Source organism: Halarcobacter mediterraneus (assembly GCF_004116625.1).
Taxonomy (GTDB): Bacteria; Campylobacterota; Campylobacteria; order Campylobacterales; family Arcobacteraceae; genus Halarcobacter; species Halarcobacter mediterraneus.
Window position 1 is genome coordinate 271,209 of sequence record NZ_NXIE01000002.1, and the last position, 26,113, is coordinate 297,321.

21 protein-coding genes are annotated in these 26,113 nt (G+C 27.6%); 12 read left to right on the forward strand and 9 right to left on the reverse strand.

Annotated features, from left to right (window positions below; genetic code table 11):
- Positions 1-2,106, forward strand: a complete 2,106-nt coding sequence (locus CP965_RS05520; protein ID WP_129061081.1) for a TonB-dependent receptor plug domain-containing protein — start codon at positions 1-3, stop codon at positions 2,104-2,106.
- A gap of 13 nt (positions 2,107-2,119) precedes the next feature.
- Positions 2,120-2,524 carry a hypothetical protein gene (locus tag CP965_RS05525; RefSeq protein ID WP_129061082.1) on the forward strand — a complete coding sequence of 135 codons (405 nt, stop codon included), beginning with the start codon at positions 2,120-2,122 and terminating at the stop codon, positions 2,522-2,524.
- A 30-nt stretch (positions 2,525-2,554) separates the two neighbouring features.
- Here the strand turns inward: CP965_RS05525 and ykgO are convergent, their stop codons facing one another.
- The 4 genes from ykgO to CP965_RS05545 form a co-directional block, all read right to left on the reverse strand.
- Complete coding sequence (gene ykgO / locus CP965_RS05530) at positions 2,555-2,698, reverse strand: type B 50S ribosomal protein L36 (RefSeq protein ID WP_129061083.1); 144 nt, start codon at positions 2,696-2,698, stop codon at positions 2,555-2,557.
- Between the two features lie 428 nt (positions 2,699-3,126).
- Entirely contained in the window at positions 3,127-5,493 is a 2,367-nt protein-coding gene (locus CP965_RS05535) for a TonB-dependent siderophore receptor (protein ID WP_164970998.1), read from the reverse strand.
- A 143-nt stretch (positions 5,494-5,636) separates the two neighbouring features.
- On the reverse strand, positions 5,637-6,608 hold the full coding sequence (locus tag CP965_RS05540; protein ID WP_129061085.1) for a FecR family protein: 972 nt from the start codon (positions 6,606-6,608) through the stop codon (positions 5,637-5,639).
- On the reverse strand, positions 6,598-7,089 hold the full coding sequence (locus CP965_RS05545) for an RNA polymerase sigma factor (RefSeq protein WP_129061086.1): 492 nt from the start codon (positions 7,087-7,089) through the stop codon (positions 6,598-6,600). The genes CP965_RS05540 and CP965_RS05545 overlap by 11 nt, the downstream gene beginning before the upstream one ends.
- A 191-nt stretch (positions 7,090-7,280) precedes the next feature.
- Between CP965_RS05545 and CP965_RS05550 the strand changes: the two genes are divergently transcribed.
- The 6 genes from CP965_RS05550 to CP965_RS05575 all read left to right on the forward strand — a co-directional run bounded on the left by CP965_RS05550 (position 7,281) and on the right by CP965_RS05575 (position 13,541).
- The gene (locus tag CP965_RS05550) at positions 7,281-8,012 is read left to right on the forward strand and encodes an SAM-dependent methyltransferase (protein ID WP_129061087.1); all 732 of its coding nucleotides are present in this window, start codon (positions 7,281-7,283) and stop codon (positions 8,010-8,012) included.
- 131 nt (positions 8,013-8,143) lie between these two features.
- Positions 8,144-10,117: a TonB-dependent receptor domain-containing protein gene (locus CP965_RS05555; RefSeq protein WP_129061088.1), complete on the forward strand. Its 1,974-nt coding sequence runs from the start codon at positions 8,144-8,146 to the stop codon at positions 10,115-10,117.
- Between the two features lie 103 nt (positions 10,118-10,220).
- Complete coding sequence (locus CP965_RS05560; RefSeq protein WP_129061089.1) at positions 10,221-11,285, forward strand: ABC transporter substrate-binding protein; 1,065 nt, start codon at positions 10,221-10,223, stop codon at positions 11,283-11,285.
- Between the two features lie 2 nt (positions 11,286-11,287).
- Positions 11,288-12,304, forward strand: a complete 1,017-nt coding sequence (locus tag CP965_RS05565; RefSeq protein ID WP_129061090.1) for a FecCD family ABC transporter permease — start codon at positions 11,288-11,290, stop codon at positions 12,302-12,304.
- Entirely contained in the window at positions 12,297-13,043 is a 747-nt protein-coding gene (locus tag CP965_RS05570; protein ID WP_129061091.1) for an ABC transporter ATP-binding protein, read from the forward strand. The genes CP965_RS05565 and CP965_RS05570 overlap by 8 nt, the downstream gene beginning before the upstream one ends.
- A 24-nt stretch (positions 13,044-13,067) precedes the next feature.
- Positions 13,068-13,541, forward strand: coding sequence for a MarR family winged helix-turn-helix transcriptional regulator (locus CP965_RS05575; protein ID WP_129061092.1), 474 nt, complete (start codon positions 13,068-13,070; stop codon positions 13,539-13,541).
- Here the strand turns inward: CP965_RS05575 and CP965_RS05580 are convergent.
- Positions 13,527-13,937, reverse strand: a complete 411-nt coding sequence (locus CP965_RS05580; protein WP_129061093.1) for a response regulator — start codon at positions 13,935-13,937, stop codon at positions 13,527-13,529. The two genes, CP965_RS05575 and CP965_RS05580, sit on opposite strands and share 15 nt — an antisense overlap.
- Before the next feature lie 24 nt (positions 13,938-13,961).
- Positions 13,962-14,174, reverse strand: a complete 213-nt coding sequence (locus CP965_RS05585) for a hypothetical protein (RefSeq protein WP_129061094.1) — start codon at positions 14,172-14,174, stop codon at positions 13,962-13,964.
- 206 nt (positions 14,175-14,380) lie between these two features.
- Between CP965_RS05585 and CP965_RS05590 the strand changes: the two genes are divergently transcribed.
- On the forward strand, positions 14,381-16,396 hold the full coding sequence (locus tag CP965_RS05590) for a TonB-dependent receptor domain-containing protein (protein ID WP_129061095.1): 2,016 nt from the start codon (positions 14,381-14,383) through the stop codon (positions 16,394-16,396).
- A gap of 21 nt (positions 16,397-16,417) precedes the next feature.
- Here CP965_RS05590 and CP965_RS05595 read toward each other — a convergent pair whose 3' ends face one another.
- Positions 16,418-17,365, reverse strand: a complete 948-nt coding sequence (locus CP965_RS05595) for a helix-turn-helix domain-containing protein (RefSeq protein ID WP_129061096.1) — start codon at positions 17,363-17,365, stop codon at positions 16,418-16,420.
- 106 nt (positions 17,366-17,471) lie between these two features.
- Between CP965_RS05595 and CP965_RS05600 the strand changes: the two genes are divergently transcribed.
- The gene (locus CP965_RS05600) at positions 17,472-19,595 is read left to right on the forward strand and encodes a TonB-dependent receptor (RefSeq protein WP_129061097.1); all 2,124 of its coding nucleotides are present in this window, start codon (positions 17,472-17,474) and stop codon (positions 19,593-19,595) included.
- A 27-nt stretch (positions 19,596-19,622) separates the two neighbouring features.
- On the opposite strand, the gene CP965_RS05605 is transcribed toward CP965_RS05600, so the two are convergent.
- A complete protein-coding gene (locus CP965_RS05605) occupies positions 19,623-20,606 on the reverse strand; it encodes a helix-turn-helix domain-containing protein (protein ID WP_129061098.1) in 984 nt (327 codons plus the stop codon).
- Between the two features lie 190 nt (positions 20,607-20,796).
- Here CP965_RS05605 and CP965_RS05610 point away from each other — a divergent pair, with 190 nt between their 5' ends.
- Entirely contained in the window at positions 20,797-22,842 is a 2,046-nt protein-coding gene (locus CP965_RS05610; RefSeq protein ID WP_129061099.1) for a TonB-dependent receptor, read from the forward strand.
- A 28-nt stretch (positions 22,843-22,870) separates the two neighbouring features.
- On the opposite strand, the gene CP965_RS05615 is transcribed toward CP965_RS05610, so the two are convergent.
- Positions 22,871-23,821, reverse strand: a complete 951-nt coding sequence (locus CP965_RS05615; protein ID WP_129061100.1) for an AraC family transcriptional regulator — start codon at positions 23,819-23,821, stop codon at positions 22,871-22,873.
- A 124-nt stretch (positions 23,822-23,945) separates the two neighbouring features.
- Between CP965_RS05615 and CP965_RS05620 the strand changes: the two genes are divergently transcribed.
- Positions 23,946-26,057, forward strand: a complete 2,112-nt coding sequence (locus CP965_RS05620) for a TonB-dependent receptor (RefSeq protein ID WP_129061101.1) — start codon at positions 23,946-23,948, stop codon at positions 26,055-26,057.
- Positions 26,058-26,113: the final 56 nt, after the last annotated feature.

The window sequence follows — 26,113 nt, forward strand, 5'->3', positions numbered from 1 at the left end:
ATGAAAAAAAGTATTATTTTATCGGGGATTACAGCTTTTGCTTTAGTAAATAGTGCCTTTGCAAATGCAGACTTAGGTGAAGTACTAGTAACAACTGCAACAAAAACCCAAAAAGCAATAGAAGGAGTAACTGCATCAATAGTTGTTATAAATCAAGAAGAAATTGAAAAGATAGGGGCAGAATCTTTAAAAGATGTAATAAATAAAACAGCTGGATTAACTGTACAATACGGAACTTTCCCTAGTGCAAGTTCTAAATCAAAATCTTCAATTTCAATTAGAGGTATGAGTGCAAATGGAACTTTATTTTTATTAGATGGAAGAAGATTAGCAGGAGAAGTTAAAAACCCTTATGATTTAGATAGAATTCCAGCATCTTCTATTGAAAGAATTGAAATTGTAAAAGGACCAATGTCTTCACTTTATGGAGCAGATGCTACAGGAGGGATAATAAATATCATCACTAAAAAGCCAACACAAACTCCTCAAATAGATATAAATCTAAGATATGGGCAAAACTCAGATGGTGATGCAAAAAATAAAAATGCTTCTTTTTCAATTAGAGGAGCAAAAGAAAAATTCAAATACTCTATTTATGCAAATAAAACAAATACTACTCCATATACACAAAAAGAAACAGCAAATGTAAGAGTAATGCAAGTTGGAGGACCAAATACCCAAACAAAACAAAAACCAAGTAACCTTACAGCGGGAACTCCATCCTCAGGATTATCTTCTTTAAAGGATACATATATCCATGATGTTACTTATAGAGAAGATAGTGATGTTACAACTGTAGGAGGAAGATTTGATTATGACTTTTCAGATGAGACGACTATAGGTTTTGATTTTAATGCCTTTGAAGAAGATAGAGAAGGTTCATATATTGGTTATTTCCACCCTTCTAACTATGCAACACCAGCAGGGGGAAAAGTTCCTGTATTTAATATTCCTGTAAATTCAAAAGATGAAAATAAAAGACTTGATTTAGGTCTTGATTTTGAAACTTCTTTAACTCAAGATCTATTACTTAAATTTAGAGCTTATAAGTCTTATTATGAAAAAAGAAATACTACGACAGCAGTCTATTATAATCAAATGGGTTACTCATCAGAAGAAGCCTCTGCAAATAATGGGATGAATGCAAATGTAGATGTTACAAGTTATGAAGCTATGATAAATTATATCCTTAATGACTCTCATTTACTAACAGCAGGAGCTGAATATAGAGAAGAAGAAAGAGAAGCTACAGTATTTGATAGTACCCCAAATATGGACACAAGGGATGTTGATTATAAATCAATATATCTTCAAGATGAATGGCAAATAACAGATACCTTAAATGCTACACTAGGAGCAAGATATGACAAAGTATCAAATGCAGATAATAAAGCCACTTTTAAAGTAGGACTTGTAAATAAATTTTCTAATATGGCAAACTTAAGAACTATTTTTGCACAAGGATATAGAACACCTGATATTAGAGAAATGTACATAAATAAACAAACACCAAATGGTTTACAACAAGGTGCAACAGTAGTTGGTTATGATTTAAAACCAGAGTTTACAAATACTTATGAAATAGGTTTAGCAGGAAGAAACTCAAAGTTTTCATATGATTTAGCTTTATTTTTTAATGATATTGAAGACAGAATATCTCAAGTACAAAGAAATGGTTATTATACTTTTGAAAATATTAGTAAAGCTGAAACAAAAGGTTTAGAATTAAATTTAACTTATAATATCTTAGATAATCTATCTACAAATTTTAACTTTATGTATCTACAAACAGAAGATAAAGATACAGGAAAGGATTTAGAGTTTAATCCTGATAAAACAGCTTCTTTAAGTCTTACTTATAAACCACTTGAAGAAATAAGTATCTCACCTACAATAAGATATATAGGAGAACAACACTATACAGAAAATTCTATTGATTTAATAGCAGATTCACAAACACTTGTAGATTTGAATTTAGATTATAAAATAAATAAAAACTTTTCTGTATATGCAGGTGTAAATAATATATTTGATGAAAAAGTTGATGATATTTTAGGTTCAAATGAAGGGGTATACTACTTCACTGGTCTTAGAATGAAGTTCTAAAAGTAAAAAATAGATGTATGAATTTATAAAAGCTATACATATTTTTACTGTTATGTTATTTGTAGGAACTGTATTTTTTAGAACCTTCATAATTCTAAAATTATCTACAGTTTTTACAAAAAATGAACTAATGAAAGTACAACAAGCCTTAGGAGGTCAAGCTAGAAAGATTATCAAAATAAATAATATTTTTTTAATTCTTTCTGGAAGTTTATTGCTAATCTTTTTTGTAGAAATAAATTCAATAATCTTTTTTATAAAAGTATTACTAGGAACAATTTTAAGTATCTTATTTTATTTTGTTCCTTTTATTTTTTCAAAAGTTAATGATAATCCAAAGTTTAAAAAAAGATTTCACTATTTATACTTTTCTTTACTAGCTCTTGTGATTTTATTGTCTCAATATATTTATTATTGAGATTAATACATATTTATATGCGTATAAAATCTATCTTTTTTTCTTTGGTTTCCCTTGAACTGCTTTGAAACGAGGGTTAGACTTACAAATAACATAAGTTCTTCCCTTACGTCTAACAACTTTACAATCAGGATGACGATTCTTTGCACTTTTTAATGAATTAACAACTTTCATAATTGTTTACCTTTTTTAGATTTAAGATACTTCAGAATTTATTTATCGACTAAAACAATTAACTCTAAAGTTTATATTTAGATATCATATTGATAATGATAATGCGACTTAGTTGCAATTATATCTTCTTGAAATTAGTTTGTCAAGAGAGTGTATTAGTCCAATGCAAATGGCACTATGGATTAATATTTAAAAGATATGAAATTTTTTAGAGCATAATTAAAATTAATTATTAAGCAATTTTCATTATAAAAATGCAATTGATATAATTCGTATATTCAATAAAAACAAGCCACCATTTACTAAAAAATTTTAGCTAATAATTTATAAACTTACGGCTGGATTCCAAGGTTTTATGATATCTTGGGAGAATATATTTTTTTGAAACCCATGCGTAAATTTATAAAGAGACGGGTGTCTCTTTATATTTAAAATGTATATTTTAAAGTAAGTATAGTTTTTCTTGGATCTCCAAATTGAAAAGAGCCTCCACGATATGAACCATAAAGAATATTTGAATAATATTCTTTATCAAATAAATTATCGATATTAAGTTGTAAAGATAAATCTTCACTAAACTCATATTTTGCCATCAAGTTTACTAAATAAAAATCCTTTTGAGTTATAGTTTGATAATTACCTGATGGATTTTTAGTATCTGAATATATTTTATCTTGCCAGTTTATAGTACCACCAAAACTTAAATTCCCAAGTTTATACTTAGTTGATAACATTATCTCTTTTCTTGGTGTTAAAGTACTTGTTTTTTGTCCATTTCCATCTTTTAAAGTAAAGCTTGAAATTCCAAAGTTCACATTCCAATTATCTGTTATTTCACCCTTTGCAGTTATCTCTATACCTTTACTTGTAACACCTTCTACCCCTCTATAATAAGTCTCACCCTCATCATTCATACCTACTGATTCTGGAACATTATCTTGAACTATTTTAAATAAACTAATACTAGTATCAAGTCGCTCGTCAAAAAATTGACTTTTTAATCCTACTTCATAACTATTTCCATCTTTTGGATCTAATCTATCCCCATTTACATCTTTTTGTGTCTGTGGGGTAAAAATACTTGTATACGAAGTATATACTGAATGATTCTCATTCAAACTGTAAATAAGTCCCGCATAAGGAGTAAAGACATTAGTATCTTTATAACTGCTACTACATCCATAAATGCAACTATATTCGTAATTACTAATTCTACCACCTGCAATAAGTTTTAAATCATCCATTAAATCAAATCGACCTACCACATAAATTCCATTTTGTTCTACAGAAGACTCACCTGATCTTTCTTTATCGGAATAACTCGGTTCTTCAATATTTCCATCCCAAGAATAAATACTTTGAGCATTAATATCTCCAGTTGACGCATCTTTACTATAAGATAAAGAATCTGTTTTACTAGTCATCGCCCCAACAATAATCTCATGATTTTGGTTTCCTAAATCAAAAGGGATAGAGGCATATATATCAAAAGCATTTATTGTCGTTTCAACTTCCTGATTCCAAACTCCCCAAACTGATTCAAGTCCTAAACCTGTATTTTTATCTAAATAACCCATAAATGCTACTGTCTTTGGTTCTATAATATTCTTTTGGTAATTATAGTTAGCATTTACTTTTATATCATTATAAAAATTATGTCCAAAGTTTACAAAAGCTGATGTTGATTCTTTATCATATGATGCCCAATTTGGTGCAAAGGAAGTAGATGGATCAAAATTTGTAAGACTTCCATCACTAAAATATATAGGAACACCACTCCATGTGCTACCTGATGTATCAGTTTTTACATAACTGGCACCTGCTGATATTTTAGTTTGATCACTTAAATCGGCATCTATAATCCCATATATAATATCTGTATCTTTTTCATAGAAATTTCTAAATGATTCTTGATGTTCTTTTTGAGCAATAACCCTTGATCTAATAGAACCATCTTCATTTAAAGGAATTGTTAAATCCATAGTACCACTATAAGTATCCCATGATCCACCTTTTAAAGTAAGTCCCCCCGTAAACTCTTTACTATGTACATGTTTTCTTACCATATTAATACTAGCACCAGGACTTCCTGCCCCACTTATTAAACCACTAGCACCTTTTACAATTTCAACCCTATCATAGATTACCATATCTTGTTCTGTTGCAAATCCATCATAAGTAGTTGGTATACCATTTAATTGATAATAATCTATACTAAATCCTCTTGAAGATATCCAAACTCTATCAGAATCCCATACTGGAGCATTTAATCCTACAACATTATCTGCAAGATTTCTAAAAGAGTTGATATTTTTATCTTCAATCTCTTGATTTGTTACAACTGTAATAGACTGTGGTGTATCTTTACTTAAAAGATTTAATCTTGTTGCAGTATTCATAGTATCAATAGTATATGAACCTGTACCTTCCGTAGAGTTGCTTGCTAAAACTTCTACACTACCTAAATCATTTCCATTATTAGAAGTATTTTTTTCTCTTTTCTCTCTTATTAAAATTGTTCCATCTTCAATAATAGCTTCAAGGTTTGTACTATTTAAAACCTTTTCTAAAGCTTTTTTTGTACCTTCTATATTTTTTATATTTTTTGCTTTTTTACCCTCAATTAGTTCTTCATCTACTATATATGAAAGTTTTGATTCTTTAGATATTTTTTCTAAAGCCTCTTTTACACTCATATCTTCAATTGTATATATCTTATCAGCATACAATAAACTTGAACCAAACAATAGCATTGCTAAAGTAGGAGCAATAAATTTTGATTTTGTTTTAAACATTTTTTCCTTTCCTTGTATTTTTTTATAAGTCATGAATTATAAGTTTAATTCTGAGAACCATTCTCTATTATATATAACGTTTGAAAAGAAAAAAAACGGACATAATATTTTATAAATTTTAAAATTTAAGAAAAAAAAGAAAATCAATCTTTATATATAAAGACTCGATTCTCCTCTTTTTTTATTTTTATAGGATAGATTTTTTCTAAAGAGTTTAAGAATTTATCTAAATCATAAGTATAGAATTTTCCACTAAAAAGTTTATTTTGAATATTGCTATTTTTAAAACTAAACTGAATATCTTCATATCTTGCAAATTTATTTAAAGCTTCTTTTATTGTAGTTTTATTAAAAATCAATTCCTTATTTCGCCAAGGAGCGATTTCTGATATTGAAGTTTTTCCAGAATTCAATACTTTACCCAAATTATTTATTTGAATTTCTTGACCTTTTTTCAATAAGCCAATTACTTGGGCTTCTTTATTTTTATTAAAAATATGCCCTACTTTTACTACACCTTCCTCAACTTTGATTGTTGTACTATCATTTAAATTAATAACTTCAAATTTAGTTCCTAAAACTTCAATTCGTGTTTTTCCAGAATCTATTATAAAAGGTCGCTTTTTATCTTTTGCTACATCAAACATAGCTTGTCCAGTAGAAAGTGAAACTACTCTTTTATTTTTATAATACTCTATTTGCATTTTTGTTTTTATATCTAAACTTACTATTGAACCATCGGGTAAAAGTTTCTTACTTATATTTTTATTTTCAGATACTAAAGTTTGCTCAAAACTTGGAATAAAATAGTTATAACTATTAAAAAAAGCTACAATAATCAACATAACAACCGCAGCATAAGAAATTATAGGTTTAAAATTTTCTATTAATTTAGTTCTTCTTGCTCCTTCATGGGCTTTTTTACTTAGTTCTTTGGAATATTCTTTTGGCATATTTTGAAATAACGAATAAATATTTTTTGCATCATCATAAGCTTCTTTATGAGAAATATCAGCTTCTAACCAAGAATAAAACTCTTTTTTCTGCTCTTTAGTTAAGCCTTCTTTCTCACAGGTAAGCCACTTTATTGCTGTATCTTGTACATTATCTTTCAAATTTATTCCTATCTTCATTTATTTTTTCTTGCAATTTTTTAATAGCTCTATTTATATGTTTTTCAACTGCACTTACTGTTACTCCCATCATTTCAGAAATCTCTTTTCTAGTATAACCATCAATTGAATGTAAAATAAAAGCTTCTTTACTTCTAGTAGGAAGAGTATCTATGATTTTTAAAAGTTGTTCATATTGATTATTTTTAACAGTTATCTCATCAGGTTGTTCAATTTTTGGAATAAAAAAGTTATCTTCTTCATATTGTATTTTAGTAACTCTTTTATCTTTTCTTTTTTCATCAAGAGCAATATTTTTTGCAACTTTATACAAAAAAGCCCGAATATTATCCTCTTCAAGTTTATTTTGGGCAAGTAACTCACTTACTCTTGTATAAGCTTCTTGGGTAATATCTTTAGCTAATTCTTGGTCTTTGACTATTTTAAAAGTAAAATAAACTATTTCCTTATAATATTTTACCACTTTTACTCTTTTTCTTTTTTTTGAGAAACATTATCAAATATAAGTTTAGATTTTGCTGTATTGAAGTCTATACATGACAAGTAAGATAATTAAATTCAAATTAGTTATTTGCATAACTATTTAAGCTATTATTTATTTATTTTAATCTAAACTCTTATTTAATCTTAATAATTACTATCAAAAGGATATATATGAAACAATCAAAAAAAGGTCAATTGACAATTGTAAGTGCAGGAGTTGGAGACTTAGATAATATTACACTAAAAGCTTATAAAACTATAAAAGAAGCTGATATCTTTTTTACTATGCAAGGAGATGAAGAAGAGTATAAAGAACTAACAGAAGGGAAACCTATACACAAAGCTGGTCATGCTTTTTTTATGAAAGAATCAGATACAAGAATGAATGAGGAAGAAACAAAAGAAGAGGAACAAAGAATAAGAACAACTGTTAGAGAAGCATACAATAAAGGACAAAAAATAGTTATTATTGATAATGGGGACTCTACTGTATTTGGTCCACAAATGGGTTTTATAACAGAATTTAAAGACCTGAACCCTAAAATAATCCCTGGAATATCAAGCTTTAATGCTGCAAATGCTTTATTGCAAAAGTCTATTATTGCAGGAGAAAAAGATTTAACTGGAGTTACTTTAACAATAGGAAAAGTAGAAAATAAATTAATCGAAAAACTTGCAAAAACTGGCTCTACAGTAGTTTTCTTTATGATTAAAGACTTTGAAGAATTTATAAATCACTTACTTAGCTTATATCCTGCAGATACTGCAATTGCTATTGTAAGTAAAGCTGGATATAAAGATGAAGAAAACACTATTACTGCTACACTTGAAACTATTCAATCAAAAGTATCTGAAGAACTTCCTTTTTATAAATTAGTCTACGTAGGTAACTTTCTTAAATAATCTATTCCTTCTTTTTCAAAATTTTTTTAGCTTAATTAGTTATTCAAATAACTATTTAAGCTATTATTTATCTAAACTTATGTAAATTTACAAAATCAATTATAAGAATTACTATTAAAAAGGAAATAGAAATGAATTTAAATAAAAGAAGTATATTTTTACTTACAGTTGCATTATCAAATACGGTTTATGCAAATAGTTTTGATTCAAAAAAAGATGCTAAAGAATTAACTCCTATTACAATTGTTGAACAACAAGAACAATCATTAGACTTACAAAAGTTAAAAAAAACAAACCCAAGAAATTTAACTGATTTACTACGACATGAGTCAGCACTAGATATCGCAGGAGGTAGTCCAAATGCAAAAAGGTTTTATATTCGAGGAATCAGTGAAGCTTTAACAAATATAACAATTGATGGAGCGAAGTTAAGTAAAGATTTACATCAACACAGAGGTGGACTAAGTAATATTGATACAGAATTACTTAAAACAGTAAGTGTAAACCCTGGAGTAGCAACTGCTGATTCAGGAGCAGGAAACCTTGGAGGAAGTATTAAACTTGAAACAGTAGATGCCCAAGATTTGTTAAAAGATGGAAAGAATTATGGCGCTTTTATAAAAAGTGGTTTTAATAGTATTGATGATTCATACAAAAATAGCCTAGCTTTGTATGGAAAGTATGAAAATCTTGGAATTTTATTATATGGAACAAAGGGTGATGGAGATGACTATAAAACAGGAAATGGAAGGACAGTTTATGGTTCTTCAGAAGAAGTAGATAACTATTTAGTAAAACTTAGTCTCTTAAACCTTAATGACCATGATTTAAAAATAAGTACTGAAAAAAACACTCAAGAAGGTTTATATCAATCTGGAGGTCCAGGAAGTGATATGGGATATCATGATCCAGATGGAAATAGAGAACTAGAAAGACAAGAAGTTGAAAGAGAAACTACAATTTTAAATCATAAATATAATCCTTCAAATTCTTATATAAATACAAACTTAAAACTTTACAAAAATGATACTACTTTAAGTTATTTAGAAAGAGATGGTTCTTCTAATATTGAAAGTGAAAGTAAAGGTGTAGATTTTAGAAATACTTTTGAATTTATAAATAAAAACTTTGTAAATAGTTTAACAGCTGGTATCGATTATGAGGAAGAAGAAGGAATAAGTCAAAGTGGAAGTGTAACATATGAAAATAAAGGTCTATTTCTACAAAATAGAATGGCTTTTGAAGAATTCAATTTATCATTTGGAGCAAGATATGATGACTTTGAAAATGATTTAATCTACAGAAATACAAGTGATGAAGATATTTCATTTAATATTAATGCCGATTATTCATTAACTGAAAATCTAACTGTCTTTGCAGGATATGGAGAAGCAGTAAGTGGAGCAAACACTATTCCTGTAGGGTGGTTAAGTAACTTAAGCCAGAATCTTACATTTAATGGTTCCAATACTTCAAATTTAGATCCTCAAAAATCAAAAAAGATAGAACTTGGAACTGCTTGGCAAAGTTCTAGCATTTTTTCAAAAAATGATAATCTAGGTTTAAAACTAACTTTATTTAAAACTGATATAGAAAATCCAATTGTTGTAGGAACAGGAGGACGAAGAGGAGCTGCGGTAAGTGATATTATAAATGATGATGATATCCAATCAAAAGGTTTTGAAATAAGTAGTAATTATAAAATACAAAATTTAAATATGTCTCTTAGCTACTCACATACAGATGTTGAACAAAATGGAGAAACTTTAATTGGAACAAGTAAAAGATTAGCAGGAAGTTATGGTGATAGAATTATCGCAGATTTTAACTATGCACCAAGTGATAATTTAACATTAGGATATACATTAACAGGAGTATTAGAAAATGATGATACAACAGATAATGTTAATAATAAAGCAGGATATGCAGTACATGATATTTCAGCTTCTTATACTCCTATAGAATTCAAGAACCTAACATTTTCTATAGCTATTAATAATCTATTTGATAAAGATTATTCTGCACATACTTCATTAACAAGTAATGGTGAAGCAGTAGGTGAGCCAGGAAGAGACATAAGAGTAAATCTAAAATATACTTTTTAAGTGAGTTTAAACTCAATGATGCACAAACAAAAGAAATTATACATAAGATAGAAAACAATAATAATCTGATCTATAAAATAGATACAAAACTGGAGTTACTCATATGGGAAAAATAAAGATATTGATACTATTTTTTATATTAAATAGTGTCATTTTTGCAGAACAAATCAAAATAACAGATGTCTTAGATAGAGAAGTTACAATCAAACAAGACGTAAAAAAAGTAATTGCCTTAGGTACAAGCTTGAGCTTTATAACATATTTAAATGCAAGAGAGGTGGTTTTAGGTATTGAAGCCATAGACTTAAAAGATATAAAAAAAAGAACCTACACTTATGTAAATAGAAACTGGGCGAAAGACTTACCCATAGTTGGTCAAGGAGGAAGAGCTAAAAGACCTAACCTTGAAGCAATAAAAGTCTTAAATCCGGATATTATTTTTACGATAACGCAAGATAGAAAAGAAGCCGATTTACTTTCATCTCAATTAAATATTCCTGTAGTAGTTTTAGGTTATGGATTGGATGCAATTAATTTTAAACATATTTATAAATCTTTAGAAATAAGCTCAAAAATCTTAAATAAAGAAAAAAGAGCAAAGGAACTTATTTCTTATATAAAAACCATACAAAATCAATTTAAAGAGATAACTCAAAAAAAAGAAGCCTATATAGGAGCAGTTGCATATAAAGGTCTACAAGGAATTACTAGTACTCAAGCAGATTTTATGCCTTTTAAGTTGGCACAAGTTTCAAATATAGCTTTAGATGTAAAAAAGAAAGGACATCTTTTTATAAATAAAGAGTATCTTCTTTTTAAAAATCCTTCTACTATTTTTATAGACTATGCAGGATGGCAATTGGTTGAAGAGGAGTTTGGCAAAAACAAAGAGTACTTTGAAAAACTCCAAGCCTTTAAAAAGAATTGTTTTATCACTTTACCCAATACCTTTTATTATATCAATTTGGATCAAATGTTAGCCAATAGCTTTTTTATCGCAAAACAACTTTATCCTAACAAATATAAAAACTTAGATCCTGTGAAAAAAGCAAATGAGATTTTTACACATTTTGTAGGAGAACCCTTATATGAAATGATTAAAAAAGATATGGGTGGATTTCAAAAAGTAAACCTTAAAAATAATAAATTAGAAGTAGAAAGTATATAACAATGATATCACAAAGAAATTTTTGGTTTATTCTTTTTATTTTTATCTTATTAATTTTTTCATTAACATTAAAAATAGGCTATGTAAATATGAGCTTTAAAGAGAGTTTTGAAGCCTTGTTTTTCATATCAGACAATAGTAATATCAGTTACTTAATTTGGGAATTAAGAATTCCTAGAATGATATCTGCATTTTGTGTGGGAGGAGTTTTAGCTCTCTCAGGAGCAATTTTACAAAGTGTTTTAAAAAATCCCCTAGCCTCTCCTTTTACTTTAGGTTTATCTCAAGGTGCTGCATTTGGAGCTTCATTTAGTATAATAATTCTAGGTTCAGCAACTTTTTCTATCGCAGGTTTTGATAATATAAGTTATGTGGTTATAGGAGCTTTTGTGGGAGCCTTAATCTCTTCTTTATTTGTTTTAATATTTTCAACAATAAAAAAAATAAACTCCCAAGGTCTTATTTTAGCAGGGGTTGCAATTGCAGCTTTTTTTAATGCGGCCACAATGCTACTTCAATACTTTTCAAATGACAATCAATTAGCAGCAGCAATATTTTGGACTTTTGGTGATTTAAGTAAAGGAAAATGGACTGAGATACTTTTTGTTTGTTCTTTTTGGTTTTTAGGTCTTTTATTTATTATTTTAAAAGGTTGGGATTTTAATACCATTGTTTGGGGAGATAATCATGCAAAAAGCTTAGGAGTAAAAGTTTTGAGTTTAAGAATTTATGCTCTTTTATTTTCATCTTTACTTGCAGCAATTGCCACTGCCTTTTATGGAATAATAGGCTTTGTAGGTTTAATTGCTCCTCATGTTATAAAACTTCTTTTTGAAAACCCCAAACATCACTTTTTATTTTTTTCCTCTTCAGTTTTAGGTGGAGTTTTTCTTATGGGAGCAGATTTACTTGCAAAGCAAGTGTTATCACCAATTACTGTGCCTGTAGGAATCTTAACTGCTTTTGCAGGAGTTCCTCTATTTTTATTTATTCTTATAAAAAGGTCTTTACGTGATTGAAACTCAAAAATTAAATTATTCATTAAAAAATAAACAAATACTAAAAGATATTACAATAAATTCAAAAAGTGGAGATGTTACTGCTATAATTGGACCAAATGGAGCAGGAAAAAGTACTTTTTTAAAACTTCTTAGAAAATTTATTCAAAAAGATTCGGGAGAAATCTCTTTGGATAATAAACAAATTGAATATTTTGATAATAAACAACTATCAAAACTTATTTCATATTTACCTCAAACAACAAAAGCTATTGCCTGTAGTGTTGAAGATTGCATTTTATTGGGAAGAAAACCACATATGAGATTTTTCCCAAAAAAAGAAGACTATGATAAATGTGAAAAAATAATAAATGAACTTAATTTAGAAAAGTTCAAAGAAAAAAATGTGCTAAAACTAAGCGGTGGAGAGTTTCAGAAAGTCTTAATTGCAAGGTCTTTAGTTCAAGAAGGAAATATCCTTTTTTTAGATGAACCCATAAACCATTTAGATATAAAAAACCAGCTTGAAATAATGGACATTACAAAAAATATGACAAAGCAAAAAAACTTAACTACTTATGTAGTCTTACATGATTTAAATCTTGCTTTAAAATATGCAAATAAAATACTTCTTCTAAAAAATGGTGAAAATATTTTTTATGGGGAGAAAAAGAAATTAAAAGAAGAGATTTTATCCCATGCGTATGAAGTAGAGCTTAAGCTAATAGAGTTTAAAGGTGAGAAAAAAGTAATTTATTAGATATTTTATTGTATTATAAATGTTATGAATGAACAAATTACTGATGAAAAAGCCTGTTTAGCCTTTTTAATTTCAAAGGTTCAATTAAAGCTAAGACATAGATTAAATCAAAAGCTTCGTAAATATGATATTACCTTGGAACAAAGGCAAATAATCTTAAAACTATTTACTTATGGAGCAATGTCGCAAAGAGAACTATGTGAAAAAACTTTAACTGAACCTTCTAATATAAATATGACTTTAAAAAGAATGGAACAAAGAGGTTATATACGTAAAATTAAACATCCAAAAGATAAAAGAGCTTCTCTAATTGAAGCTACGCCTAAAGCTCTTGAATTAAGAGAAGAACTTGTACAAGCAGGTCAAGATAATCTTGGTCAATTACTTGAAGGAATTGACCAAGAAAAAATTGATAATACTTTCGAAGTTTTACAACAAATGTATAAAAATGCTTTAGAAGAAGAATTAAATAACTCTTTAAAATTAGATATTGTTTAAAGTAATCATATCTAGTGCTATTTTTATAGCAGTATCAATATCTCTTTCTTTAGAAGGTTTTATTAAATAAGCGTAAGGTTCAAACTCCATAGAGTTTTTAATAACTAAATCACCACTATATGAAGTCAAAAAAACAACTGGGATTTTATGTTTCTCCCAAATTTGTTTTACTAACTCAAGTCCTCTTATATAACCTTTTAAATGTATATCTACAATTATAATATTTGGGCTTTTATTTTTAATATTATTTATTGCTCCATGAGCAGTTGATTCTATTCCTGAGATTTTATAACCCATTTCCTCCAAAGAATTTTGCACATCAATATTTAAAACCATTTCATCTTCTATAATTAATACTTTTATGGTCTTTTCAATTATATTCATCATTTTTGTCATAATTTATCCTCATAGCAACACTTTTTAAAGGTCTATATAACTAGAAATACTTCTTTTAAGCCCACTACTTTTAAAGCTATTTAAAAAAGTCTTTATTCTCATCTCTCCAAAATCTTCAATTGCATTTGATATAAAACTATTTTTTACATCTGAAGCTGCAATAATACTTTCTGCTTTTTGAATATCATTTAAATAAATTGATCGCATAAAAGCACTGTAATCATTTTCAAAAATCATTTTATTTTCCTTTATATTTTTTTGATAATAAATATTAGAATATTAGCAATTATAAACTTAATCTTTTATAATATTGATAACGATTATTATTTATATACTTATATAACTATTTCTTATATTTATTTTATTTACAACTAAGTTGCATTTTGTATAATTCACAAATTTATAACTGCAACTTAGTTGCAAGTAACACACAAGGATAGTTAATGAAACTAAAACCAATAAAACTTAGTTTAGCTGCTTTATTGCCATATGCCTTATATGCACAAACACCTACACAGTTAGAAAAAGTTGATGTTATTGAAGTTCTTAATGACACAAATAATATTCAAATAGATTTACAAAGAGCACAAAATAATCAAGTAAACTCCTTATTTGATTTATTTAAAGATAACCCATCAACAGATGTTGGAGGAGGAGCTATCAATGTCCAAAGAATTTATTTAAGAGGTGTTGAAAGTACAAGTTTAAATATTACTTTAGATGGAGCAAAACAAGGTAAAAATATTTTCCAACATAGAGGAAATGAACTAGGAGTAAACCCTGATATCCTAAAACAAGTTCAAGTAAAAACATACACTGATGCTTCTGATAATTCAGGGGCACTAGGTGGTTCTATTATTATGGAAACAAAAGATGCACAAGATTTTGTAACAGGGGATAAAACATTTGGTGGAATTATCAAAACAGGATATGAAACAAATGCTAATACAAAACTTGGAAGTTTGATTGCATATAATGTTATAAATCCATACTTTGGTGTTTATGCAAATATTTCAGGTGTAAATAGTGATAACTATGAAGATGGGAATGAAAGTGAACTATATGCAACAGCCTATAAAGATAGGGACTATTTTTTAAAATTTAGTTTATTAGATTATGAAGACCATACTTTAAAAGCTTCTTTTGGAAAAAATGAAAATAGTGGAAGATTTCAATGGGGAAGATTAGGAAGTGATGCTGGACTACATGACCCTGATGGTCCATACCCTTTAGAAAAAATTGTTTCAACTACAACAAGCTACTCTGCACAACACAATTATAATCCAGACAATAATCTAATTAACTTACAAACTGATTTAAACTTATCTACTGTAAATGTTGACAGACAAGATAATGACTTAGAATATGATAATGAAACATTAGGAATAAAAGGTCAAAATCATTTTAATTTTAATTTCTTGAATACTACAAATAGACTCTCTTTTGGTGCTCAATATGAACAACAAGAAGGAGAAGGAGAATTCACACCATTTGCTAGTCATGAAGCAATTACTAAATATGCAGATGTAAATTCTGAAAATAAAGCTATTTTTATTCAAAATAGAATGAATATAAATGCATTAAATATCTACTATGGACTAAGATTTGATGATTATGAGTTTGAAACAGGTTTAGGAAAAGCTACAGATACAACTCTATCTCCTAACTTAGGTTTTGATTATGAACTTAATGAGTCTTCAAAGTTTTATGCAAACTATGGAGAGAGTAGTAGAATGACAGGAATTATACCATTTACTTGGATGAATCATATAAAAAAAGATACTACTTATTCAGATGATTTAAATGCAGAAACATCAAAAAAATATGAAATAGGATATAAATATAATACAAATGACTTACTAACAAACAATGACTATTTTACCTTTGATATAAATCTATTTAAAACACAAATTGAAGATTTAATTATCGCAAGAGATGTTGATGGAGGAAGTGGAGAAGGAGGAAGAACTTTAGAAGACATATATAATAGTTCTAATGAATTTGAAATTGAAGGTTTTGAAATTAAATTTTTATGGAACTATGAAAACTATACTACAAACTTATCTTATTCTCACATAAATGCAGAAACAAATAATGAAAATGCTACAAGTACAACAGGAGTAAATGAAGCAATTGCTATTAGAAGAGTTGGTGCCTATGATACTAGAAAAGTAGTTTGGACAAATTATTATGACATAAATAATAATTTTAACTTAGCATATACTCTTAGTGCAGTAAAAGGTATCAATAATCCTGTAGTAAGACCAGGTTATATAACTCATGATATTAATATTAGATATACACCTTCAAATTATTCAGATTGGACTTTTTATGCAGGTGTTGATAACTTAACAGATAAAGCCTATGGAAAACATACTTCTATTGAAGCAGGAACTCCTCCAGCATATAGATATGAACCAGGTAGAAACTTTAAATTCTCTGTAAAATATACATTCTAAAAAACAGGCTTTTTGCCTGTTTTACAAATAATATCTTTTTTGTTTTTTTCTAATATTAATTGGAGAATATCCAAAATGTTTTTTAAATATAGTACTGAAATGACTTATATTTTTATACCCTACTAAATATGCAGCCTCTGATATATTTATATCATTTGTTTCTAAAAGTTTTTTTGCTTCATTTAACCTATATTCTTGTAAAAAACCATACACTGTATTACCAAAAAGTTCTTTAAAACCTTTTTTTAGTTTAAACTCATTTATTGCTGATTTATAGGCTAATTCTTTTAAAGAAGGAGGATTGTGTATATTCTCAATTAATATATCTTTTGCTCTTTTTAAAGACTGTATATCCTTTTCATTTAGAAAATGTAAACTTCTAGATAAAGACTCATTAATATTGTTTACTGTACTGTAAGCTAATTCTAGAATTTTTGATTCATAATATAATTCTCTAATATTATTGTCAACTAAAGAGATATCATTAAGCTCTTTAAGTAAGATATTTTGTCCTATTAAGATTTCACTACTTGAGTTTAATTTATTTTCATCTTTAATTAATGACTTAAATAAACTATCCTCAAATAATAGATAGTGAAATATATATTTTTTATTCTTTTTATAAAAAGCTTTTTCTTTTGAACCATCATATCTTGTTCCATTACAATATGTTGCATTGGATAAATCCAAAGACTTTGAAGATTCGCTAGATTTCATTTGAATATTATTTCCTGTATTAAAAATTAAATAAGAAACATCACTATTATACTGTCCTTCTAAAATAGTATCCTCAAAGAAAGTTGCAATACAAGAAGAATAATTTATTCCAGAGCCCGTATTAAAAAAGTTCAAACTCATATTTCCAAACTCTTCTTCTAGTAAGATACTTCCATTCTTCCTTTTTTCATAAGGAGAAAACTCTTTTTCTATTTTATCCCATAATTGATTTGTGCTTATATATGTACACATAAAATACCTTTAAGTAAAATATTAATCCCTCAAAGAAAATAATAATATTGATAACTGTTTTTAATTAAATTATAATCCATCTTAAATTTTCATTAAGGAGACAAGAATGAATATAAAAAAGATATTAAAATTATCAATAATATCTCTTATGGCAAGTCAATATTTATATGCAGAAGAGCCAACAAAAAATCAAAAAGAGAATAAAAAAGAGACAATTAGTCTACCGACTATCACAATAAATGCTAGAAAAGAAATCGAAGATGCAAAAGAACTACCTTTTGGAATTTCTGTAATAGATGGAAAAGAGATTAGGGAAAAAGGTTTCTTTAGTACAGAAGAAATCTTAAGGGCAACACCAGGTGTAAGTATCAATACTTCAGGTGGAGCAAATGTTTCAAGCGTATCTATTCGTGGTGTAGGAGCACTATATCCACTTAGTATGGATGATGCTTCTGTCGCTGTTAATATTGATGGTTCACCTATAAGTTCTAGGCATTTATCATTAGCTACTTTTGATATAGAACAAATAGAGATATTAAAAGGACCTCAGGGTACACTTTTTGGAGGATTAGGTGGTGCAGGAGCAATAAATATCACAACAAAAAAGCCTACACAATATACTGAAGGATATTTTCAAAGTGAATTCTCAGGAGAAGAACATAAAATAGACTTAGCAATAGGAGGACCTTTAAGTGAAACCTTAAGTGCCCGTCTTGCTGTACATCAATCTTCATATGAATATCCAATTACAAATATCCAAACAGCAGAAGCAGTCTCAGAACCAGACCTTTTGGGGATTAGGGGAAGTTTACTTTGGGATATTTCTGATGAAACATCAGCTTTATTAACTATAGAACACCAAAAAAGTGAACATATGGGAGAAAATATAGTTTTACAGCCTTATAATGATGACCCTAAAATGGATTTGACCCCAGGTATTTATGATTATAGTCATAAGGAATTAGACAAACAGTCTCTTCAAATAAAACATAGTTTTAAAAATAGTCAACTTACATCAATTTCATCATATATTGATGTTTATAATATTTCACCTGTTGTTTTTGACCGTATTGTTTATCAAGCAATGATGGGTTATCCTAATGAGTATTGGAGAGAACAAGAATCTTCAGACAAAGTATTTACTCAAGATTTAAGACTTTCTTCTTTACCAGGAGCTGATATTTTTTGGGTAATAGGAGCTAGTTTTTTAAATTCGGATAGAACACATAATCACTCTCGTATGGGAGGTTCTAATTTTGTAGTATATCCCGGGAATCACCAGTTTAGAAATTTTGATACCAAAAGATATGGAATTTATGCAGAAACAACTATTCCACTAAATGAACAATGGAAAATCACTGGAGGAATTAGACAAACTTGGGATTATAAAAAATATAATGCAACTTACACAGAAAATTCAGTTAGTGTTTTAGATAATGATGAACTTAATGATAGTTTTACAACTGGTCGACTGGGAGTAACCTATGCCTTAAATGAAGATTCAAATCTTTACGCAACTATTTCAAAAGGTTATAATCCAGGGGGTTTTCAAGATTATGGAGAAAATAAAGGCGATGCAAGATACGAAGCTGGAAGTATTTATTCAGGAGAAGTTGGTATAAAATCAGAACTTCTAAACCATAAATTAAGAATAGATAGTTCAATTTTTTATACTAGTGTAAAAGATAACTATATGATTGATAGCACTGGTGTTTCATCTTTTGTAGTAAATGCTGATACAAGAAGTATCGGATATGAATTAGCTCTTAAATGGTTGATAAATGAAAATCTAAATATATCAGGTAATTTTGCTTATACTGATGCGACAATTAGAGATTATGTAAATAATTCTTTAGGTGGACCAGTTAATCCTGGAAATAAAGTTCCTGATACACCTAAATTTCAAAGCACAATTTCTTTAGCATATCAAATAGCATTACCAAAAATTAATATCTTAAACTCTCGTAGTAAACTAAATACTAGACTTGACTATACATATATGTCAAAAAGAGCTGCTGATGTACAAAATCACTATGATTTAGATGCCTATAGTAGAGTTGATATGCATATTGGATTAATTTCAGGAAATAAAGAAATTTATCTTTTTGGTAAAAATATTTTCGATAAGTACTATGACTTATATGGTTTTTATGATAACGCAACTTCTGTAAAATATGGAGCACCATCAAAAGGAAGAATTCTAGGATTAGGATTTAAATATACTTTCTAAAAAGTAGGCTTCTAGCCTACTTTAAATTTAATAATAATATTTTCTAGTTTTCATAAGTTCTTTAGGTCTCATACCAAACCTTTTAAAAAAAGCATTTGAAAAATTTTGTGCATAAGAGTACCCAACTATTAAGGCTATTTCATTTATATTATATTCACTTTGTTCTAAAAGTACTTTAGCCTTTTGCATTCTTTCTTCCAATAAAAAAGCATAAGGAGTAAGATTAAAAAGTTTTTTAAACCCTAATTGTAATTTAAAATCATTTAGTTTTACAATCTTTGAAAGTTCTTCTATACTAGGAGGATTATTCATATTTTCAAGCAAAATTTTTCTAGCTTTATGTAAGGCTTCAATATCATATTGTGAAAACTTTATTCCATTTGAATCATTTTTAAATTCATTTTGAGAAAATGAATTAAGACAATTATGAATAACTTCTAAAGACTTTGACTCAAGATATAATTGATTTAATTTCCCAAGCATAGGGCTAGAATAAATTTCATTTGCTAAAAAAGACATTTTTGTATCCATTTTTATATTACAAAGCTCTTTACTAAAATAAGATTCTCGTAATGATGAAAATATTTGTTCTTTCAATTTATTTTCAGGTAAAACCTTTTCTAAAAACTGCTTTTTTAAAATAAAAGATAAAGCTTTGTAAGAACTACTCTTAGGAATCTCATGATAAATACTATCTTCTGAAATAAGATGCATATTTATATGTGATTTTTTTGAGAAAAACTCTTTATTAGATAATTGACTTTTTAATTTCATTGTTCCTTCTAAGCCAACAGTAAAAGCTACACCATCAATTTTATGAACCATTTCTTGCTTAATTTCAGTTTTTAATAAATAATCACTTCTATATAAAAATACCGTATCATTAAAATTTATTTCACTTAAATTACATTTTCCATTTTCATCAATTCTTTTCAAAATAGTTTTTTCTGTACTGAAAACTTCATTCTCATTAGAAAACCCTTTAAAACTACTCAAAAAACCTTTACTCATAAATAACCTTCTATTAATTTTAATAACTATTATTAGTATAGTGTTTATATTATTAAAGTGTAATTATTACATTTTTACAATATAAAAAAATATATTCAAAATATTTTTAGTATTGATTTTTATTATCGATATTTTGTAGAATTCTGTCACTAATTGTCAATACTAATTAAAGACATAAAGGAAATGAAAAATGAAAAAAGATTTATTAGTTAAAAGTATTTTAATATCAACTATTGCAAGTACTTTTTTATTAGCACAAAATGAACCTCAAAAGCTAGGTGAAGTTACCGTTAGTGCAAATAAAATAGAAGAAAATGTTCAAAAAGTTCCTCAAAGTATTACAGTAATAAGTAATGAAGAATTGGAAGAAAAAAGAATAACAGATATAGAAGCAGTAGTTAATGAAATACCTAATATGAGTTTTGAAAAGGCTTTAAATGGAAGCCTTTCAACAACTTTTAGAGGATTAACGGGTTCAACTTTTACCCTTAGTAATCCTGTTGTTATTTATGTTGATGGAGTTCCATATTATGATAGATACGATTATAATCCTTCATTTATAAATGTTGCTCAAGTAGAAGTATTAAGAGGTCCTCAAGGTACACTTTATGGAAAAGATTCTACAGGAGGAGTTATAAATATTATTACTAAAGAACCAGAAAATGAATGGCATGGAAGTATTAATGCAGAAGCTGGAAACTATGGATATACAAAAGGAAGTTTCAATACAAGTGGAGCAATTATTGATAATAAACTATATGCAGGAATGAATGGTTCAATAAAATCAGATGATGGCTGGATTACAAATAATTATTCAGGTATGAATAAAGATGCAAATAGAACAAAAGCAAAAAGATTAAGTGCTTTTACAATTTATAAACCTACAGATAACTTATCAAGTAAATTTATTATTTCTCATGATTATGATAAAGAATATGGTAGAAGAGGAATAAATATTGATAGTACTCTTCCCATAAATGATCTACAAAGAGATGAAAGTGTTAGCTTTGATGTACCCTCATATATTACAAGAAAAACAAATTCTCAAAGTCTAAAACTTGATTATGAATTAGAAAAAATGAAATTTGAATCTGTAACTATACATAAAGATTTTGATATCGATATTGTACATGATAGTGACTTTCTATCAGATACAAGTAGTGATGGTTTAGCTTCTCTTATCATTTCAGATGTGGAAACTTGGTCTCAAGAATTTAAATTAGCAAGTAAAAATCAAGATATAAAATGGGTAACAGGATTATTTTTTGATGATGAAAAAAGAGAACAAGGACCATATGGAAATGCAAGTGCAAGAGGTACTGCAAATGTAGTTTCTACAATTGATACAAATACTTATGCAGTTTTTGGTCAAGTAATGATTCCCCTAAATAATTTTGAATTAACACTTGGAGGAAGATACCAAAGAATAAGTAAAGATATTAAATCAAATTTCTATACTAGTTTCACAGATACTTCTACTAGTCTTCATAAATATGATGATGATAAATCATGGAATACTTTTTTACCTAAACTTGCTTTATCTTATAGTTTCAATGATGACTTAATGGCATATACATCAGTTTCAAAAGGATTTATTCCTGGTGGTTTTAATTTTTATTCTACAAGTGACGGTAGTGATTCTTCTTTTGATTCTGAAAAGTCTACAAATTACGAGATTGGAATAAAATATCAACAAGATGACTATACTATAAATGCAGCTATTTTTAGAATGGAAATGAAAGACTTGCATGTTTACAGTACTTTAGAAGGAGGGATTTTTGTAACTGATAATGCAGAAGAAGCCCACTCACAAGGTATAGAAGTTGATGCTAGATATTATTTAGGCAACAATTTCGAATTAACAGCAAGTGTAGGATTAATTGAAGCAAAATATGACAATTATACAGATGCTAGCGTTAACTACGACGGACAAAAAATCACAGGTACTCCAAAATTTACAACTTCTCTAGGAATATCATATTTTACCCAAGATGGTCTTTATGGAAGAGTAGGTATTAAAGGAAGAGGGAAAACAGGCTTTAGAAGAAATGGCAAAGTTGAAGAAACTGATGGTGGTTTTACAGCAGATACAAAAATAGGATATAAAGTCAATGATTGGGATATCTACGGATATATTACAAATATTACAGATGAAGAGTATGTTGTATCATATGGTAGAGGTGTAGGTTTTAATGAACCAAGAAGATTTGGACTTGGAGTAAAATATACATTCTAATATAAAAAAGTGAGATTAAGATCTCACTTTAAAAATAATACTTTCTTGTTTTCATAATTTCTTTGGGTTTAAAACCAAAATATTTTGTAAAAGCACTAGAGAAACTTTGTTGATGTTTATAACCAATGATTTTAGATACTTCATTTATATTATATTCACTATTTTCAAGTAGTTTTTTAGCCTTCAACATTCTTTGTTCAAGAAAAAGATTACCAGGACTTGTATTAAAATATTTTTTAAATCCATACTTCAATTTAAATTCATTTAAGGCAACTTTTTTTGATAAAGTAGAAATTGTACAATCACAATCTAAAGACATAATTATTTTTTTAGCCTTTTTTAAAGCTTGAATATCTTCTTCATCAAACTTAACACTTTTTTTTGAAACCTTTTCATCTTTAAACAAATGATGAAACTCTAAATAAATTAGTTCTAAGACTTTTGATTGTAAATATATTTCACCAAGACTCCCTTCATACATATTTGAAGAATATAATTGATTTAATATTTTGTTAACTTGATAATCAGTAGTTTTACTCACTAAAAGTTTATGGCAATATGGTTTTTCTAAAAAATTTAAAACTTTATCAATTTGAGGGTTTTCAGTGGAAAGTTGAGATAAAAAATCTTTTTTTACAACAAGTGTTATTTTATTTATTTCACCTTTCTTAGCTTTCGATTCAGTACTCTCTTCTTTTATTAATTCGATATCTGTTTTATTACTTGATGTAGTAAAACCATGATTTGAAATTTTAGATTTATAATCAACATCTCCTATTAAATTAAAATCTAACATAATTCCATCAACTTTAGTTTTTGATAAAACTATAATATCATCTTTTAAAACTATATTTGCCTTTATAAAATAAATAGAATCATTGATTTTTTTATCAATAATTTTCCCTTCTACTTTTTCCTTAGGAAATATCATTTCACCTTTGTTATCATTATATTTGAAATTAAGTTCAGCTAAAGACATTTTATCTCCAAAAAAATACTACTCTCTTAAAAAGTAATCCTATATTCCTAAAATTACCATTGAAATTGATATTGAGTATTGATTATAATTTAATAACTATTAAAACTATATTATGGAGAGAAAAATGAATAATAAGTTGCTAAAACTGGCTTTAATTTCCCTAGTTACTAATAGTCTTCTTTTTGCTGGAAAAAAAGAACCTATTAAATTAAATGAAATTACAGTTAGTGCCAATAAAATTGATGAAAATATCAAGGATGTTCCTCAAAGTATAAGTGTCTTAGATGAATATACTATTGAAGAAAAAGGAATTAGAAATATAAAAGATGTAATCTCTAATATTCCCAATATGTCTACAAAACCTTTTGATGGAACTTATGTAAACTTTAGAGGGCTTAACTCATCTACTTTTACAAATAATAATCCCATTGTAATATATATTGATGGAATTCCTCAAACAGATCGTTATGGATTTGATGCTTCTTTAGCAAATATTGAAAGAGTAGAAGTTCTAAGAGGTCCTCAAAGTACTTTATATGGGAAAGATGCTATTGGAGGAGTTATAAATATAATAACAAAAGAACCTACAAATGAGTGGAGTGGAAACTTAGGACTAGAATATGGAAGTGAAGAACATATATTTAGTACTTTTAATCTAAATGGAGCACTTATTGATGATAAGTTATTCTTAGGTATAAATGGACAACTTTTACAAGATGAAGGTTGGATAACAAATAATTATCAAGGAAAAAATGAAGAAGATGTAAACTCTCAAAGGGATAGAAAAATAAATACTTATCTACTTTATAAACCAACAGATAATTTAACTACAAAATTTACTATTTCAAAAGATTATTTCAAAACTAATTGGTTTGATGGGAAAAACTATTTAGATCCAATGACAGCAACAAGAGATGATGCAAAAAATGTAAGTTTTGATGTGCCAACATATACAAAAACAGACTCCTTTTCTCAAAGTCTTTTATTAAAATATGAACTTGATAATTTGGAATTCAATTCAATAACTACTCATAAAAAAACAGATACCTTATCACACATTGACCAAGATTTTTCAGATAGTTTAGCTTATAAAGACTTAATAATGTTTGGAGATACTACAAACAAAAGTTTAAGTCAAGAATTCCGTTTATCAGGTAAAACTGAAAACAATACAAAATGGATAGCAGGACTTTTTTTAGAAAAAGAAGATATAGATAAAGGACCTTTTGGAGAACAGTTCCCTGCTATGGAAAATACAGAAGCAAATTTTATGTCTGATAATACTGCTAAAACTGGTGCAATTTTTGGACAAGTTATGATTCCATTTTTAGAAGATTTTGAAGTAACAGTAGGAGGAAGATACCAAAGAATAACAAAAGAAATTAATATGAATGCCTTTTATAAAGGTTTAAATTCAGGGCAATATTATAGTAATGACTTTTCAAATACTTATTCCTCTCCAACAGCTTTCTTAACACAAGAGGGTAAGAAAACTTCAAATGTATTTTTACCAAAATTTGCATTAAGCTATAAAATAAATCCCACATGGACTACATATACTTCTATTTCAAAAGGTTATATGCCAGGAGGTTTTAATTATATTGCATTTTCTGGAACTGCCCATGAGAATAGTTTCGAAGCTCAAACTTCAGTTAATTACGAAGTAGGAGTTAAAGCAGAATTTGATAAAGCAATTCTTGCAGCTTCAATTTTTTATATGGATATAAAAGATATTCATGTTTATAAAAATGTAGGTAATGGAATGTATGTTACTTCAAATGCAAAAAAAGCTCACTCGCAAGGGTTTGAAATTCAAGGAAGATATTTTTTAACTGATAATTTAGATATAAGTGCTTCTTTAGGAATTATAAGTGCAAAATATGATGATTTTGATAATGGTACAACAAACTATGATAATAAAAGAATAGAAAAAACTCCATCTAAAACAGCTACTTTAAGTTTATCTTATATTCATCCTAATGGCTTTTATGGAAGAATTGATTCTTTTTATCAAGGGACAACTGTATATTATGATCAAAGTAGTAATTGGAGTGCACAAACTGATGATTATTTTACAACAAATGTAAAACTTGGTTATCGTTTTTCAGATTTTGACACATATATTTATGCAAAAAATATAACAGATGAAGAATATATTTCAAATATTGAACAAGCACATAATGTAGTTTTTGGAGATGCCAGACAAATAGGAATTGGGATAAAATATACATTTTAAATTAAAAAAAATCCTTTTATCATAAAAAGTGTATTGATAATTATTATTGTATAAGA